This window comes from Sphingobacterium bovistauri (assembly GCF_020295405.1).
GTDB lineage: Bacteria > Bacteroidota > Bacteroidia > Sphingobacteriales > Sphingobacteriaceae > Sphingobacterium > Sphingobacterium bovistauri.
In genome coordinates, this window is sequence record NZ_JADEYP010000003.1 from 136,056 (window position 1) to 152,121 (window position 16,066).

17 protein-coding genes are annotated in these 16,066 nt (G+C 34.7%); 16 read left to right on the forward strand and 1 reads right to left on the reverse strand.

Translation table 11 applies throughout. The annotated features are described in order from the left end of the window. Positions 1-123: 123 nt before the first annotated feature. Complete coding sequence (locus IPZ78_RS02745) at positions 124-1,212, reverse strand: tetratricopeptide repeat protein (protein WP_225551401.1); 1,089 nt, start codon at positions 1,210-1,212, stop codon at positions 124-126. A 97-nt stretch (positions 1,213-1,309) separates the two neighbouring features. Here IPZ78_RS02745 and IPZ78_RS02750 point away from each other — a divergent pair, with 97 nt between their 5' ends. The 16 genes from IPZ78_RS02750 to IPZ78_RS02825 all read left to right on the forward strand — a co-directional run bounded on the left by IPZ78_RS02750 (position 1,310) and on the right by IPZ78_RS02825 (position 16,065). Then, positions 1,310-2,590, forward strand: coding sequence for a replication-associated recombination protein A (locus tag IPZ78_RS02750; RefSeq protein WP_225551402.1), 1,281 nt, complete (start codon positions 1,310-1,312; stop codon positions 2,588-2,590). A 72-nt stretch (positions 2,591-2,662) separates the two neighbouring features. Continuing rightward, positions 2,663-3,199: an exonuclease domain-containing protein gene (locus IPZ78_RS02755; protein ID WP_225551403.1), complete on the forward strand. Its 537-nt coding sequence runs from the start codon at positions 2,663-2,665 to the stop codon at positions 3,197-3,199. Between the two features lie 28 nt (positions 3,200-3,227). Next, complete coding sequence (locus IPZ78_RS02760; RefSeq protein ID WP_225551404.1) at positions 3,228-3,698, forward strand: adenylyltransferase/cytidyltransferase family protein; 471 nt, start codon at positions 3,228-3,230, stop codon at positions 3,696-3,698. Positions 3,699-3,857: 159 nt separating this feature from the next. Next, complete coding sequence (locus tag IPZ78_RS02765) at positions 3,858-4,322, forward strand: hypothetical protein (RefSeq protein WP_225551405.1); 465 nt, start codon at positions 3,858-3,860, stop codon at positions 4,320-4,322. Between the two features lie 106 nt (positions 4,323-4,428). Then, positions 4,429-5,718 (forward strand): nucleotide sugar dehydrogenase, encoded by a 1,290-nt coding sequence (locus IPZ78_RS02770; RefSeq protein WP_225551406.1) that lies wholly within the window; start codon positions 4,429-4,431, stop codon positions 5,716-5,718. A 67-nt stretch (positions 5,719-5,785) separates the two neighbouring features. After that, positions 5,786-6,952 (forward strand): nucleotide sugar dehydrogenase, encoded by a 1,167-nt coding sequence (locus IPZ78_RS02775; RefSeq protein ID WP_225551407.1) that lies wholly within the window; start codon positions 5,786-5,788, stop codon positions 6,950-6,952. A 61-nt stretch (positions 6,953-7,013) separates the two neighbouring features. Continuing rightward, positions 7,014-8,009 (forward strand): mannose-1-phosphate guanylyltransferase, encoded by a 996-nt coding sequence (locus IPZ78_RS02780; RefSeq protein WP_225551408.1) that lies wholly within the window; start codon positions 7,014-7,016, stop codon positions 8,007-8,009. A gap of 14 nt (positions 8,010-8,023) precedes the next feature. Then, positions 8,024-8,974, forward strand: coding sequence for a GDP-L-fucose synthase family protein (locus tag IPZ78_RS02785; RefSeq protein WP_317197566.1), 951 nt, complete (start codon positions 8,024-8,026; stop codon positions 8,972-8,974). 7 nt (positions 8,975-8,981) lie between these two features. Beyond that, complete coding sequence (gene gmd, locus IPZ78_RS02790; protein ID WP_225551409.1) at positions 8,982-10,055, forward strand: GDP-mannose 4,6-dehydratase; 1,074 nt, start codon at positions 8,982-8,984, stop codon at positions 10,053-10,055. A 58-nt stretch (positions 10,056-10,113) separates the two neighbouring features. Further along, positions 10,114-11,166, forward strand: coding sequence for a dTDP-glucose 4,6-dehydratase (gene rfbB, locus IPZ78_RS02795; protein ID WP_225551410.1), 1,053 nt, complete (start codon positions 10,114-10,116; stop codon positions 11,164-11,166). A gap of 24 nt (positions 11,167-11,190) precedes the next feature. Continuing rightward, positions 11,191-11,727: a dTDP-4-dehydrorhamnose 3,5-epimerase gene (gene rfbC, locus IPZ78_RS02800; protein WP_225551411.1), complete on the forward strand. Its 537-nt coding sequence runs from the start codon at positions 11,191-11,193 to the stop codon at positions 11,725-11,727. A gap of 5 nt (positions 11,728-11,732) precedes the next feature. Beyond that, a complete protein-coding gene (gene rfbD / locus IPZ78_RS02805; protein WP_225551412.1) occupies positions 11,733-12,584 on the forward strand; it encodes a dTDP-4-dehydrorhamnose reductase in 852 nt (283 codons plus the stop codon). A 4-nt stretch (positions 12,585-12,588) separates the two neighbouring features. Further along, on the forward strand, positions 12,589-13,452 hold the full coding sequence (gene rfbA / locus IPZ78_RS02810; RefSeq protein ID WP_225551413.1) for a glucose-1-phosphate thymidylyltransferase RfbA: 864 nt from the start codon (positions 12,589-12,591) through the stop codon (positions 13,450-13,452). 59 nt (positions 13,453-13,511) lie between these two features. Further along, a complete protein-coding gene (locus IPZ78_RS02815) occupies positions 13,512-14,048 on the forward strand; it encodes an ArsR family transcriptional regulator (RefSeq protein ID WP_225551414.1) in 537 nt (178 codons plus the stop codon). Positions 14,049-14,332: 284 nt separating this feature from the next. Continuing rightward, positions 14,333-15,535 carry a UDP-4-amino-4,6-dideoxy-N-acetyl-beta-L-altrosamine transaminase gene (pseC, locus tag IPZ78_RS02820; protein ID WP_225551415.1) on the forward strand — a complete coding sequence of 401 codons (1,203 nt, stop codon included), beginning with the start codon at positions 14,333-14,335 and terminating at the stop codon, positions 15,533-15,535. Continuing rightward, positions 15,535-16,065, forward strand: coding sequence for a GNAT family N-acetyltransferase (locus IPZ78_RS02825; protein ID WP_225551416.1), 531 nt, complete (start codon positions 15,535-15,537; stop codon positions 16,063-16,065). The genes pseC and IPZ78_RS02825 overlap by 1 nt, the downstream gene beginning before the upstream one ends. Position 16,066: the final 1 nt, after the last annotated feature.

The following is a 16,066-nucleotide window of genomic DNA, read 5'->3' on the forward strand; positions in this document are numbered from 1 at the left end:
CATTACTGATTATACTTCTATTCTGGTTTTAATCGAATCTAAAATTAGGTAAAAAATAAATCAAACCACGAATCTTAGACGCTAAATTCCTACAAAGTTTATAGTAATGATGTAATATTTTTGCTAAAATAATAAGTTTCTCAATTCCCAATAATAATCAAGGTACGTTTTCGCTTTTTTGTAATCTTTTAAATAGACAAAACTATGTCCCAATTGCTCAGCTATTGCTAATTGTAAAAATTTATTTGGATTATTTTTATTTAAATCCCAAGCTGTTTGAAGCTCAGCATTTGCTACCTTATAATTTTGCTGGATGAGTTTTGATGAACCTAGCAAATATTCAATAGTTGCAATTTTTTCATCATACCCTTTTTCTTTTGCAAGATCTCTTGCTTGCAATAAAAACCATTGTGCCTCAGTGTGTTTGTTTTGAGTACGGTAGATTTCTGCAAGTGTAATCCAAGCTTCGACTTTACCATCGTAAAATTGCGATTTATTAAATAGAGGAATAGCTTTTCTAATAATTGTATTTTCTGCTATTGAATAATTCTTAGCATAAGCCTGAATTAATGCAATTCTATCTTGAGAAATGGCTTGATCGCCAGTATTTTTATTTTTGGTCGCATGTTGAAGATACGAGTTTTCTAATTTTAACGCCTCTTCTAAATTATTTGACAATATATAAATTGAGGCAAGATTTGATCTAATAATAGCGATATCATCTTCATTGTTTACAATCGTGGCATGCGATAAAGCATTGTTAAGAGCCTCTGCTGCTTCTTTTGTCTTTTTTTGACTTAAAAGATCTAAAGCCAAAGAGTTATAAAGCCCATAAATTGTTGTATGGTTGTTTGTATCGGAATATCTCTGAATGATAGCGTTATAATCACCCTTAAATGATTTATCTAAAATTAGTTTATCAATATCTTTTGCATTAGAAGTTTGCAAAAAGCGGCTTAGCAAACGTTCATATTGATAACCTTTACGAATAGAGTCTTGAAAGTTTTGAATTTCCTTATAAGTATCAATCATTTCATCTTTCAATGTGCGTGGCAAGGGTAAGATGTAAACTTTTGGGCCTATTCCATCAAATTTGATATCATATTTGGTGACAAAACCATACGGGTCTAATGCGCTTTGCTCTAAAGACTGTCCATAAGTAATTGTGCTTAATAGTAAAAATATAGAAAGTGAAGTTGAAAATAATTTCATTTTTGACGCTGCTATTTTTCAAATGTAGCAAATGTAGACAACTATCAAGCCAAATGATTTTATGTAACTTTGTGAAGTATTTCATAATTATAGTAATATGGCGACACGAATACCTTTAGCTGAAAGAATGAGACCTCGTAGTATCAATGATTATGTGGGGCAACGTCATCTGTTAGGTGAGGATGCGGTGTTGTATCACGCTATAGCCCGAAAAAATGTACCTTCGATGATTTTGTGGGGCCCTCCGGGTGTTGGAAAAACGAGTTTGGCCTATTTAATAGCAAAGGAATTGGATCGACCTTTTTTTAGTTTGAGCGCAATAAAATCAGGTGTAAAGGAAGTGAGGGAGGTCATTGATAAGGCCGAACAGTTGCAAAAGTTTAATCAGGAGCAACCAGTTCTTTTCATTGATGAGATACATCGTTTTTCTAAAAGTCAGCAAGATTCTTTGTTGGGTGCCGTGGAACGAGGGCTTGTAACATTAATTGGCGCCACTACAGAAAATCCATCTTTTGAAGTTATATCTGCATTGTTGAGCCGTTGTCAAGTATATGTGTTGGAATCTTTAGATAAGGATGATTTGATCAATTTGGTTAATACAGCTATACGTGAAGATAACTTTCTCAAAAACGATAATATCATTATTAAAGAATATGATGCTCTATTAAGAATATCGGGAGGGGATGCGCGAAGATTATTAAATGTTTTAGAATTGGTTGTTGACGCCGCTGTACCATATAATATTGCAATTACTAATAATTTTGTTTTGAAGCAAGTCCAACAGAATATGTCACGATATGATAAGACTGGAGAGCAGCATTATGATATTATTTCTGCATTCATAAAATCTATCCGTGGTTCTGACCCTAATGCTGCTGTTTATTGGTTGGCAAGAATGATAGAGGGTGGAGAGGATCCTTCCTTTATAGCTAGACGATTATTAATCCTCGCATCAGAGGACATTGGTAATGCTAATCCCAATGCTTTACTTTTGGCAAATAATTGTTTTCAAGCAGTCAATGTTATTGGTTGGCCAGAGTCAAGAATAATATTGTCTCAAACAGTGACCTATTTGGCTTCCTCAGCAAAAAGTAATGCTTCATATGAAGCTATAAATAAGGCGCAAGACTTAGTAAAACAAACAGGTGATAAGTCTGTTCCTATTCATCTAAGAAATGCTCCTACAAAGTTGATGAAAGATTTGGATTATGGAACAGAATATAAGTATGCGCATGCATATTCTGGTAACTTTGTTGATCAAGAGTTTATGCCACTGGGTTTAGAGGGCGTTACCCTTTATATTCCAGGAAGAAATAGTACTGAGGATAAATTGAGAGGCTCTCTGAAAGAGAAGTGGAAAGAGAAATATGGTTACTAATAATTTTAATACATATATTAATTCATTTTTGAATAGACTTGCTAATTAGTTTAATACTATTATTTTTGTCAAATGCATACATTTACATCCATTGATTTTGAGTTAGCGACATCTGAATATAACAGTGTTTGTGCAGTAGGATTAGTTAGTGTTGTAGATGGAGACATCGTGAATGAGTTTTATAGCCTTGTTCAGCCACCAGAAAACAAATACATGTGGCAGACGACTCGTGTACATGGTATAAAAGCAAAGGATACAATAAATGCACCTTCATTTATTCAGCTATTTCCAGAACTGTTACCCTTGGTATATGGGCAAAAAATGGTTGCGCACAATGAGGAATTAGATCGTAAAGTATTAAGGCTTTGTATGCAACATAGTGGTTTGGTGTATGAGGATTTGGGGTTACAAGAGAAGTGGGATTGTACTAGTAAAATCTATAAGGGTTTGGGTTTTACTAAAACTAAATTAAGTATTGTTTGTGAGATTATGGGGATACAATTGAATCCTCACGATGCGCTTTCTGATGCTCGAGCTAGTGCAGAATTGTTTCTAAATAAGGATCTAGCAAAGTTAAAGCTAGAGAAGTATTTGACGATAAATCAATAAAGTGTAGGTATTAATTATTTTATATACAATGGAAGAGGTGAAAAATAAGCATAAGGATTATAATCCTGGACCAAGAGTTGGTATTACATTTTCGACGTTTGACCTTTTGCACGCAGGTCATATTATGATGTTGGCAGAAGCGAAGAGACAGTGCGACTACCTGATCTGTGGATTACAGATGGATCCTACGCTTGATCGCCCTGAAAAAAATGCTCCTACTCAAACAGTTGTGGAACGCTATATCCAACTACGCGGCTGTCATTATGTAGATGAGATTGTGCCATATTCTACTGAGCAAGATTTGGAAGATATTCTACGTTCATTCAAACTAGATATCAGAATCGTAGGGGATGAGTATAAGGATAAAGATTTCACTGGTAGGAAATATTGTGAAATGAAAGGTATAGAATTATATTTTAATTCTAGAGATCATAGGTTTTCAAGCTCAGGGTTGAGAAAGATCGTCGCGGAAAGAGAAGCAGAGAAAAATGTGAAATAGAACTTCATTTTTGAACGAGCTTTTAGGTTCTTGCGTGTCGTTATGGGATATAATTTCTTATTACGCTTGTTTTTTACAAAAAGCTTTGTGTGCTATCAAAGTGTTTTTGTGTTACGATTTATTGTTGTATTTTAGCAATGTGTAATTGTATCATAATCTATGATTTTCTATCTATCTATAAGTTTAGTTGCTATTATTGGCTTACTTGCGTATTTTATAACTGAGTATCGAAAAAGTAAGGTTTTTAATGAATACTTAGATCTAAATGTTTCGTTGGATTTTAATCAGATAACTGGGGTGGGGGCAAAAAGTAGTCATGGTCTTTTATTATTTAATATTTCGGAAATCCGTATAGATGCAAAGGCTATTTGTATAGATAAAATTAAGTTCAACAGTGATAAGGTAAAAGTTCGTTCGTTAAATACCGTTTCCGCAAAACTTCCAATACCAAAAGATGGCATAGTATTGTCTATTGGAGTAAGGAGATCTAAGGGTTTTACCGCTAGTGCGGCTGAGCATTGTTCGGTTAGTATAAGTGGATTCTTGTTGGAGGATAGACATAAAAGAATTTATTTTAAGAAAAGAGTTTCTGTTAATACATTGTCTTCAATAAAATCTACATAGATAGCTTTCCAATAAATATTTAATGTATTTTTGCTCGTAATTTAAGCGAATCAATTTTTTCAACTACATAAAACGTTCTTGAAATTGATTTCTATTATATGCAATTATGAGAAAAATCGCCGTCATAGGACAAGGTTATGTTGGTTTGCCTTTGGCAATATCATTTGCTTACCATTATAAAGTCGTAGGTTTTGATACGGATTTGGATCGAGTTCGTGAATTGGAAAGCGGCTGTGATAGAACTCGTGAAGCAAATATAGAAGCCTTAAATGAAGTGCTGTCTTTAGGTAGGGAGGCTAATTCTTCAAATGGATATACAGTGACCTCGCATATAGACCTTATTAGAGATGCATCAATATACATAATTACTGTACCTACCCCAATTGATGAGTATAATTCACCAGATTTGTCTTATTTAATCTCCGCCTCATCAATTATTGGACAAATTTTGAAACCTAATGATTTAGTGGTTTATGAATCAACGGTTTATCCTGGGTGTACCGAAGAAGACTGTATTCCTATTTTGGAACAAAAATCAGGTTTATTATTTAATAAGGATTTTTTTGTTGGTTATTCCCCTGAGCGAATTAATCCTGGTGATAGAAAAAATACGCTTGAAAATGTAATTAAAGTTACATCTGGGTCGAATCATCAGGTTGCTGAAGATGTTGATAAATTGTATAAGAAAATTATTAAGGCAGGGACATATAAAGCTTCTTCTATTCGAGTAGCTGAGGCTGCTAAAGTTATTGAAAATGCGCAAAGGGATTTAAATATTTCATTCGTAAATGAGCTTGCATTAATATTTGACAGAATGGGTATTGATACAGAAGAGGTTCTGGATGCCGCTTCTACAAAGTATAACTTCTTAAAATATAAGCCTGGATTAGTCGGAGGACATTGTATCTCTGTCGATCCCTATTATCTAACATACAAAGCTTCAAAATTAGGATACGTGCCAGAAGTTATTCTTTCTGGTAGGAGAGTTAATAATAAGATGGGCACATTTGTAGCGTCAAAGACTATTAAGTTGATGCTTCAAAAGGGAATAAATATTAAAGGGGCGAATATTCTTATTTTAGGTTTTACATTTAAAGAGAATTGCCCTGATATACGCAATACAAGTGTAATTAATATTTATGGAGAGTTATTAGAGTACGGTACGAATCCAGTAGTTTGCGACCCTTGGGTCGATAAAATTCTCGCAAAAACTCTTTATGGATTAGATGTTATGGAATATAATGAATTAGTCAACAATAAATATGATGCAATAATTATTGCTGTTGCTCATGATTGTTTTAAAAATATAGCTATTGAAACAATAAAATCTAATAATTCAGTTATATTTGATTGCAAGGGAATTTTTGATAAAAACTTGACGGATGCACGTTTATAATAGAAAAATATGAGGTGTTTGTTGTTTTTAAATAAATCAATTGTGTTGTTAAAATTTTAGTTTAAACATGAAAATAACAATAGTTGGAACTGGGTATGTTGGGTTATCGAATGCGATATTGTTAGCTCAACATAATGAGGTTGTTGCATTAGATATTGTGAAGGAGAAGATCGAGCTTCTTCAAAAAAAAATTTCTCCTATTGATGATGCCGAGGTAATAGATTATTTAAAAAACAAAGATCTAAATCTTTCTGCAACATTAGATAAGCAAAAGGCGTACTTAGGTGCAGATTACGTAATTGTAGCAACGCCTACAGATTACGACCCTAACACTAATTATTTTAATACGGAAAGTGTAGAGGCTACCATATTAGATGTTATCAACTATAATCCATCAGCAATTGTTATAATTAAATCTACTGTGCCAGTTGGATTTGTTGAGGGGATTAAAAATAAAACTGGGTTTAAAAATATTATTTTTTCGCCGGAGTTCTTAAGAGAGGGGAGGGCTTTATATGATAATTTATATCCCTCAAGGATTATAATTGGAGAACAAAGTAGTAGAGCAAAGGTTTTTGCAGATTTGTTGATAGAGGGAGCTATTAAAAAGGCTGTGCCTACGCTTTATACGAATTCTACTGAAGCTGAAGCTATTAAGTTGTTTTCTAATACCTATCTGGCTATGCGCGTAGCGTATTTTAATGAGCTAGATAGTTATGCGCAAATCTACAATTTGGACTCGAAACAAATCATTAATGGAGTCGGATTGGATCCAAGAATAGGTTCGCATTATAATAATCCTTCTTTTGGTTATGGAGGGTATTGTCTTCCAAAGGATACAAAACAGCTTTTGGCAAACTACAATAAAGTTCCTAATAATATTATACAAGCTATTGTTGATGCAAATAGGACAAGAAAGGACTTTATTGCTGAATCAATTCTAGCAAGAAATCCTAAAAAGGTAGGTGTTTACCGGTTAATTATGAAATCGGGTTCAGACAATTTTAGAGCATCGGCTATGCAAGGTGTGATGAAGCGAATTAAGGCAAAAGGTGTGGAAGTTGTTGTTTATGAGCCTGTATTGAAAGACGAGTTGTTTTTCGGGTCAAAAGTGACACATAATTTGGAGGAGTTTAAGCGTGAGTGTGATGTTATTATAACAAATCGTAATTCTGATGAATTGGAGGATGTAAAGTCCAAAGTGTTCACGAGGGATTTGTTTGGGAATGATTAATAGTTAAATTATTGTGCTATAAAAGTTTTTTTTAAGGTGCAATTTTTAAAACACATATAGAATGAGTGTAGTTCATGTATTATTAACAGGTGGTGTAGGTAGTCGATTGTGGCCGTTATCAAGAAAGCAATCTCCAAAGCAATATTTGAATTTATTTGGAGGAAAGTCGCTTTTCGAAATGACTATTCAGCGGAATCAAAATATAGCTGATAAAGTAGTTATTGTTGGGAATAGAGATAATACACATTTGAGTCATAAGGCAATGGATAATTGTGGATTGGCTTATATAAATATTGAAGAAGCTACACCACGAAATACAGCGGCAGCGATTGCTTTTGCAGCTTTTGCTGTTTCACCATCAGATATTTTGATTGTAACGCCTTCTGATCATATGATTTCTGGGGACGAGTCTTATGAATTAGCTATGCAAAAAGGTATTGAAAAGGCAAAGGAAGGTTTTATAGTTACTTTTGGTATTCAACCTACAAGACCTGAAACAGGTTATGGATATATTGAATTTGATCAAGATTTAGTAAAGTCGTTTAGAGAGAAGCCCAATTTGGATACTGCAGAAGATTTTTTGGAAAGAGGTGACTTTTTATGGAATTCAGGAATGTTCTGCTTTCAAGCCTCGGTTTTTTTAGATGAGTTAAAGAAATACGAGCCCAAAGTTTATGATGCAGCTAAGGTCGTGTGGGATGCAGCTAAAGAGGGCGTTTTAGACGAATCGCTTTCTTTACAGATTCCGTCTATTTCGGTTGATTACGCAGTAATGGAGCGTTCAAAAAAGATTCGCGTTGTGCCAACGTCATTCAATTGGTCTGATTTGGGTTCTTTCGAAGCATTATATGATTATTTTGTTTCCAATGGATATCCAAAGGATGATAACGGGAATCTTGTAATCGGAACAGAATTGTTTACTGGTTTTGTTGGATTGAAAAATACGATTTTTGTTTGTACAAAAGACGCATTTTTGATCGTTCAAAAGGAGAAATCACAGGATGTCAAAAAGATTTATAACATGTTGGAGAAACATCAATCTAAACTGTTAGACTAGTCATGATGAGTAAAATGGATAAGGGGGCAAAAATTTTTGTAGCAGGTCATCGCGGAATGGTTGGATCAGCTATTTGGCGTCAATTAGTGAAAGAAGGATACACTAATTTAGTTGGTAAAAGCAGTGAAGAATTGGATCTGCGTAATCAAGATGATGTACGTGGTTTTTTTAACACCGAAAAGCCAGATGTTGTTATTGATGCGGCAGCTCGTGTGGGTGGAATCTTAGCGAATAGCACTTATCCGTACCAATTTTTAATGGAAAATCTCCAAATACAGAATAACCTAATTCAGTCTTCTCTCGATAATGATGTTAAGAAGTTTGTTTTTTTAGGATCATCCTGTATCTACCCGAGATTAGCAGCGCAACCACTGAAAGAAGAGAGCCTTCTGACAGGCAGTTTAGAGCCGACTAATGATGCTTATGCGCTTGCTAAAATTGCAGGTATAAAAGCGTGTGAATCTATTAGGAAACAATTTGGAAAAGATTATGTAAGTTTAATGCCAACAAATTTGTATGGTACACATGATAACTTTGATTTAAAGACTTCACATGTACTACCCGCGATGATTAGGAAGTTTCATGATGCGAAGATGAATGATAATTCACCAGTAACATTGTGGGGGTCGGGTACTCCTTTGCGAGAGTTTTTATTTGTGGATGATATGGCGACTTCAGTAATTTTTGCATTAGATAATGTTCTACCTGAACATCTATATAATGTAGGGACTGGTCATGATATTACGATTAAAGATTTGGCTGAGACAATTCAAAAAATTGTAGGTCATCGTGGTGAAATAAATTGGGATTCTTCCAAACCAGATGGAACACCAAGAAAACTAATGGATGTTTCTAAAATGAATGAATTGGGATGGAAGCATCAAGTAGAGCTTGAGGAAGGGATTCAACGTACGTATGAATGGTTTTTGAAAAATCAAGACAATTTTAAGGAAGTTAAAATCTAAATAAATAATGAAAACAGCATTAATCACGGGTGTAACTGGTCAGGATGGATCTTATTTAGCAGAATTATTGTTAGAGAAGGGTTATATGGTACATGGTATTAAGCGAAGATCTTCATCATTTAATACCCAAAGAATAGACCACTTATATGTAGATCAGCATGAAAAACATGTGAATTTCAAGTTGCACTATGGAGATTTAACTGACTCAACTAATATTATACGAATAATTCAAGAAGTACAGCCAGACGAGATTTATAACTTGGGGGCTATGTCTCATGTGAAAGTTTCATTTGATTCCCCAGAATATGTAGGTAATGTAGATGGTTTGGGGACATTACGTATTTTGGAAGCTGTACGTATTCTAGGGCTAGAGAAAAAAACAAAAATATATCAAGCTTCTACCTCGGAATTATATGGAGGTATGCCTGAAAACAAAAATGAGAATGGATTTTACGATGAAAAATCACCGTTCTATCCACGTTCTCCTTATGGTGTGGCGAAAATATACGCCTTTTGGATAACAAAAAACTATAGGGAAGCTTATGGAATGTTCGCATGTAATGGTATACTTTTTAATCATGAGTCGCCTCGAAGAGGAGAGACATTTGTAACGCGTAAAATAACAATGGCGATTGCTGCAATTGCCCATGGTAAGCAAGAATGTCTTTATCTAGGTAATCTAAATGCCTTGCGTGATTGGGGACATGCTAAAGATTATGTTGATGCTATGTGGCGTATATTACAACAGAATATTCCCGAAGATTACGTAATTGCAACAGGAATCACTACTTCTGTCCGTGATTTCGTACGTTATGCATTTGAGGAGATTGGTGTTGAATTAGTTTTTGAGGGGGAGCAAGAGAATGAAATAGCAAAAGTAGTGAAATGTAATTATCCTGAATACCAATTAGAAATTGGCAAGACTGTAGTAAAAGTCGATCCTGGTTATTATCGCCCTACAGAGGTTGACTTACTGATCGGTGACCCAACCAAGTCTAAAACAAAACTAAGTTGGAAGCCAGAATATAATCTTAAAGCGTTAGTCAAAGAGATGGTAAAATCAGATTTAAAATTATTTTGATTATTATAGTAAATATTAAAAAATATATTTGTAGATATAATTAGACCGAAAAATTCTTATGAGAAAAAAAATATTGATTACTGGTGGTGCAGGTTTTATAGGTTCGCATGTAGTACGTGAATTTGTAACTAAGTATCCAGAGTATAATATTATTAATTTGGACGCACTGACTTATGCTGGGAATTTAGAAAATCTTAAAGATATAGAGGATAATGCTAATTATACTTTTTTAAAAGCTGATATAACTGATGCGGAACATATTCTTTCAATTTTCAAGGAATATCAACCTGATGGTGTAATTCATTTAGCGGCTGAGTCTCATGTAGATAGATCTATTACAAATCCTACGGCATTTGTCATGACGAATGTAATTGGCACGGTAAATCTATTGAATGCAGCTAAAGAGATTTGGAAGGATAATTACGAAGGTAAAAGATTTCATCATGTCTCTACTGATGAGGTGTATGGAACACTAGGAGAGATCGGGTTATTTACTGAAAATACCGCGTATGATCCTCACTCTCCATATTCAGCTTCAAAGGCCTCTTCAGACCATTTTGTAAGAGCTTATCATGATACGTATGGTTTGCCTGTGGTTATTACAAATTGTTCTAATAATTATGGTCCTAATCATTTTCCTGAAAAATTAATTCCACTTTGTATTTATAATATTCTTAACAATAAATCTTTACCAATTTATGGTGATGGCAAATTTACCAGAGATTGGTTATTTGTAATTGACCACGCTAGGGCAATTGATATGGTATATCATCAAGGAAGAAATGGAGATAGCTATAATGTTGGCGGTTTTAATGAATTGCAAAATATAGATTTAGTTAAGGAATTGTGCAAGCAAGTGGATGAGAAGTTGGGAAGACCTGTTGGGACAGCTTCGGAATTAATAACTTTTGTGAAGGATAGGCCAGGGCATGATCTACGTTATGCTATTGATGCGACAAAGATAAACAAGGAACTAGGTTATCAGCCTTCTGTCACTTTTGAAGAAGGATTGTCTAGAACAATTGATTGGTTTTTGTCAAATCAGGAGTGGCTAAACAATGTTACATCTGGAGATTATCAAAAGTATTACGAAACGCAGTATAATAAATAGATCATTCTTTAACATAAAAGGGATATGAAGGTTACGGAAACAAAATTAAAGGGATGTTTTATTATAGAGCCAGCTGTTTTTGAAGATAGTAGGGGCTATTTTTTTGAAGCTTTTAATAAATCAAAGTTTCAAGAATTGACAGGAGCGCATGCAGAGTTTGTTCAAGATAATCAGTCAAAATCAAGTTATGGAGTGGTGAGAGGCTTGCATCAACAAACAGGAGACTTTGCTCAAGCGAAATTAGTTCGTGTATTAGAAGGAAAGGTTCTAGATGTGGCTGTCGATGCGCGTGAAGGATCACCAACTTTTGGCGAATATGTGGCCCTAGAGTTATCATCGGAGAATAACAAACAATTATACATCCCAAGAGGTTTTCTTCACGGATTTGCTGTATTATCTGAAACAGCAACATTCCTTTATAAATGTGATAATGTTTATAATAAAAAATCAGAAGATGGTGTACATCCTTTGGATAATACTTTAGGAATAGATTGGCAGATTCCTTTAGATAGAATTATTCTATCCGATAAAGACAAAGAGGCTAGGTCGTTTTCTACGTAATCTTTATGAAGAAAATTTTAATAACTGGAGCTAATGGCCAGGTTGGGTCAGAGTTGAAGGATGTATTTAAGGACAGAGTTGATTTAGACACTTTTTTTTTGGATCGAAATCAACTTCCTTTAGATCAAACAGCAATTATTCAGGATATATTCGGCATGTATCAGCCTGATGTGATAATTCATTGTGCAGCATATACTGCGGTTGATAAAGCAGAGACAGAACAAGATATGGCTGATAAAGTCAATCATCTTGCTTCAGAAGAGATCGCTATTTATTGTAGATTGAATAACGTTAAGTTAATCGCTATTTCTACAGATTATGTATTCGATGGAGAGTCTAGTCAGCCTATGTTGGAAGATGCTCCAGTAGCACCTATTAATACATATGGAATCACAAAGTTAAAGGGAGAACAGGCAATCAAAAAATGGCAGCCAGAATCTATAATTATCCGTACATCATGGGTTTATTCCGTGTATGGTAATAATTTTGTAAAAACTATGGTTAGGTTGATGAATGAACGGGAAGAGATTTCTGTTATAGATGATCAAATAGGATCACCAACATATGCGCTAGATTTAGCTAAAGCCGTTGCGCATATATTGGATGGTGAACAATGGATCCCAGGAATCTATCACTTTAGCAATGAGGGTGAAATTTCGTGGTATGACTTCGCTGCTGAAATTAAAAATATTAAAGGAATAGATTGTAAAATTAATCCAATACCAACCGCATCTTATCCTACACCAGCCAAAAGACCTAAATTTTCGCTTCTAGATAAGAAAAAAATAAAAGAGACTTTTGGTGTAGTTGTTCCAGAATGGAAAAAAAGTCTTCGTTACATGCTAAATAAAATATAATCATATGAAAGGAATTATTTTAGCGGGTGGATCCGGAACACGCTTACACCCTTTGACATTAGCTGTTTCTAAGCAGTTGATGCCCGTTTATGATAAACCAATGATTTATTATCCCTTATCGACATTGATGTTGGCGGGCATAAATGAAATTCTAATCATTTCAACTCCATCAGATTTACCTAATTTTCAAAAGCTACTTGGTGATGGATCGCAAATAGGGTGTAAATTTTCTTATAAAGAACAGCCAAGTCCAGATGGTTTGGCGCAAGCATTTATATTGGGAGAAGAGTTTATCGGAGATGATAAAGTAGCGTTGATTTTAGGGGACAATATTTTTTATGGATCCGGAATGTCCAAACTACTGCAATCGTGTGCTGACCCTGTGGGTGGCGTGGTTTTTGCTTATCAAGTAAATGATCCTGAACGCTATGGTGTTGTGGAGTTTGATGCAAAAAATAATGTAGTGTCGATAGAGGAAAAGCCGCAACAACCTAAATCTAATTTCGCTGTTCCAGGTCTATATTTTTATGACAATGATGTTGTAGAAATCGCTAAGAATATCAAGCCATCATATCGTGGAGAATTGGAGATTACCGATGTGAATAAAGAATATTTAAAGAGGGGAAAATTAAAGGTTGGAGTTTTTGATCGTGGTACGGCGTGGTTAGATACAGGTACGATTCAATCTTTAATGCAAGCAGGACAATTTGTTCAAGTTATAGAGGAACGTACAGGGGTGAAAATTGGAGCAATAGAGGAAGTTGCTTATCGTATGGGATATATTAATAAAGAACAGTTAACCAAAATTGCAGAACCTTTACGTAAATCAGGTTATGGTGAGTATTTGGCGAAAATTGTTGACAAATAATTGAAAAACGTTGTTTTCACCATCCAGATTTGTAATTTCAAAAACTATCGAGTACTTTTGTGACTCAAAGCTATTGGCCAATGCTGGATTCATTGATTACATCAAAGACGAGACTTAAATTATTAATCAAATTTTTTGTTTCTGCGAATAATCGTGGATATCTTAGGGGTATTGCTGAAGAGTTTAATGAATCGACGAATTCTATTCGTAAAGAACTTAATCACTTGACAGATGCCGGTTATCTCATTAGAGAGGAAGGCGAGCAGAAGGTGTTTTACAAAGCAAATACTGAGCATACGCTATTCGGCTCCTTACAAGGGCTCATTCATAATTTTCTAGGTTTTGATCAGATGTTGGAGCAGGTACTTGGCCGTGATGGAAATGTAGAAGAAGTAGCTCTTTTAGGAGATTATGCACAAGGTATAGATTCAGGACATATTGAAATAGTAGTTTTAGGAAAAAATATTGATTCGTTATACTTATTACATTCAGGGGACAAAGCAGAAGGATTGTTAGATAAGAGAGTGAGCGTGTATACACAAGTACCCGAATGTACAAGAATAAAAATAATTTTATATCAACGGGATATTATATAATTAGAAAAAGGCATAGAGCTGTTTCGATGAGAGTTGTGAATTGGAAGAATTAATAAATATTTAAATGAAAGAACAAGGTATCAAGATTGAAATCTTGATCCTTAAGTAGGGATCATCGGTTTTCAAGCTCGAAGCAGCGAAGGATAACGGCAGACCGCAAGCTGAAGAAAACGGAAAGGGGTAAAGTTGGAAGAGATGGGTTTTTGTGTGAATTTTACATTTAAAATTGTTTAGCGATTTTTATATAGGGATAAAATAAAATATGCATGTTTTAAAAATAGAAAATGGAAAATAAAATAATTCCTTACGGAAGACAACACATAACTGAAGAAGATATTCAAACAGTCATCGAAGCGCTAAAATCAGATTATCTAACACAAGGCCCCAAAATCGCTGAATTTGAATCTAATTTTGCAAAATATGTTGGTTCTAAGTATGCTGTAGCCGTAACTAATGGCACTGCAGCTCTGCATTTGTGTGCCATGGCCCTGGATATTAAGGAAGGGGATAAAGTAATTACCACCCCAATTACTTTTGCTGCATCGGCAAACTGTGTGAGATATTGTGGAGGAGAAGTTGTTTTTTGTGATATTGATCCGAAAACTTATCTCTTAGATATAGATTCAGTACGTAATTTACTACAAGCTTCCCCTAAAGGAACTTATAAAGGTATTATACCTGTCGATTTTGCGGGCAGATCTGTAAATTTACAAGATTTCAGAGCTTTGGCAGATGAGTACAATCTCTGGATTATAGAAGATGCATGCCATTCGCCAGGCGGGTACTTTATTGATGAAATTGGTAATAAACAGTTATGTGGAAATGGTAAATGGGCCGATGTTTCAGTATTTTCATTCCATCCTGTAAAACATATTGCCTGTGGAGAGGGCGGAATGATTACAACCAATAATGAAGAGATTTATAAACAACTTTTGAGACTCCGATCACATGGTATAACAAAAGGGGATGATAGGTATAACAACACCCTTGCTTTTGCAAATGGGGGGAATGAAGAAGCTATTGTTTATCCTGGATGGTATATGGAAATGCAAACGCTTGGATTTAATTATCGCATTACCGATTTCCAGGCGGCTCTTGGAAACAGCCAGTTAAATAGAGCTGATGAAGGTCTTGAAAGAAGGAGAGAGATTGCTCAGACTTATGATGTAGCTTTAAAAACAAAACCGTATGTAAAAGGGCAATCAGGCACTGTAGATGGACATGCTTATCATCTCTATGTGTTAGAGGTTGCGGATAGACTGGGATTATACAACTATTTACGAGAGCAAAACATATTCTCACAAATTCATTATATACCATGTCATCTTATGCCATACTACCGTGATCTAGGTTGGAATGAAGGGGATATGCCACATGCTGAGAATTACTATAAATACTGTTTGAGTTTGCCAATGTATCCGACTCTAACTGAAGAAGAGCAAAAGTTTGTTATTGATACCATTGATAGTTTCTATAAATCAAGATAATGGAAAGGTTATCCACAAGTAGGTTAGATTTGGTTCCTATTAGTCTAGATTTTTGTACGCAACAATATGTTTCTTGGCTAAATGACCCTGAGGTATATAGATACTTGGAAACTAGGGGTAATTATACTCTCGTTGAGCTTAAAGAATACTTATCGAGTGTAATTCAGGGCAATGTTTTAATGTGGGCAATTGTTACTAAGGATTCTAAAAGACACATTGGGAATATTAAAATTGATCCTATCAATAAATTACACGGTTTAGCGGAGTATGGGATACTTATGGGAGAAAAAGAAGAATGGGGTAAAGGATATGCCAAAGAGGCTTCTCAGTCAGTAATTGACTATTGCTTTGGTGAAAATTTGAATCTGAGAAAAATTACACTAGGTGTCGTCAAGGATAACGAAGTTGCTGTAAAGCTTTATGAAAACCTAGGGTTCAGAAAAGAAGGTCTTTATGAAAAGCATGTTGTTTATGATGGTAAGTCATATGATATAGTAAGAATGGCGATATTTAATCCCTCTGTAAATTAAG

Excerpts from the sequence above, each read along its gene's own strand:
- rfbC (WP_225551411.1), top strand. The coding sequence starts at position 11,191 with ATGAAGGTTACGGAAACAAAATTAAAGGGATGTTTTATTATAGAGCCA.
- IPZ78_RS02770 (WP_225551406.1), top strand. The coding sequence starts at position 4,429 with ATGAGAAAAATCGCCGTCATAGGACAAGGTTATGTTGGTTTGCCTTTG.
- IPZ78_RS02775 (WP_225551407.1), top strand. The coding sequence starts at position 5,786 with ATGAAAATAACAATAGTTGGAACTGGGTATGTTGGGTTATCGAATGCG.
- rfbA (WP_225551413.1), top strand. The coding sequence starts at position 12,589 with ATGAAAGGAATTATTTTAGCGGGTGGATCCGGAACACGCTTACACCCT.
- rfbB (WP_225551410.1), top strand. The coding sequence starts at position 10,114 with ATGAGAAAAAAAATATTGATTACTGGTGGTGCAGGTTTTATAGGTTCG.
- IPZ78_RS02760 (WP_225551404.1), top strand. The coding sequence starts at position 3,228 with ATGGAAGAGGTGAAAAATAAGCATAAGGATTATAATCCTGGACCAAGA.
- IPZ78_RS02755 (WP_225551403.1), top strand. The coding sequence starts at position 2,663 with ATGCATACATTTACATCCATTGATTTTGAGTTAGCGACATCTGAATAT.
- IPZ78_RS02780 (WP_225551408.1), top strand. The coding sequence starts at position 7,014 with ATGAGTGTAGTTCATGTATTATTAACAGGTGGTGTAGGTAGTCGATTG.
- IPZ78_RS02785 (WP_317197566.1), top strand. The coding sequence starts at position 8,024 with ATGGATAAGGGGGCAAAAATTTTTGTAGCAGGTCATCGCGGAATGGTT.
- pseC (WP_225551415.1), top strand. The coding sequence starts at position 14,333 with ATGGAAAATAAAATAATTCCTTACGGAAGACAACACATAACTGAAGAA.
- IPZ78_RS02825 (WP_225551416.1), top strand. The coding sequence starts at position 15,535 with ATGGAAAGGTTATCCACAAGTAGGTTAGATTTGGTTCCTATTAGTCTA.
- IPZ78_RS02745 (WP_225551401.1), bottom strand. The coding sequence starts at position 1,212 with ATGAAATTATTTTCAACTTCACTTTCTATATTTTTACTATTAAGCACA.
- IPZ78_RS02765 (WP_225551405.1), top strand. The coding sequence starts at position 3,858 with ATGATTTTCTATCTATCTATAAGTTTAGTTGCTATTATTGGCTTACTT.
- gmd (WP_225551409.1), top strand. The coding sequence starts at position 8,982 with ATGAAAACAGCATTAATCACGGGTGTAACTGGTCAGGATGGATCTTAT.
- rfbD (WP_225551412.1), top strand. The coding sequence starts at position 11,733 with ATGAAGAAAATTTTAATAACTGGAGCTAATGGCCAGGTTGGGTCAGAG.
- IPZ78_RS02750 (WP_225551402.1), top strand. The coding sequence starts at position 1,310 with ATGGCGACACGAATACCTTTAGCTGAAAGAATGAGACCTCGTAGTATC.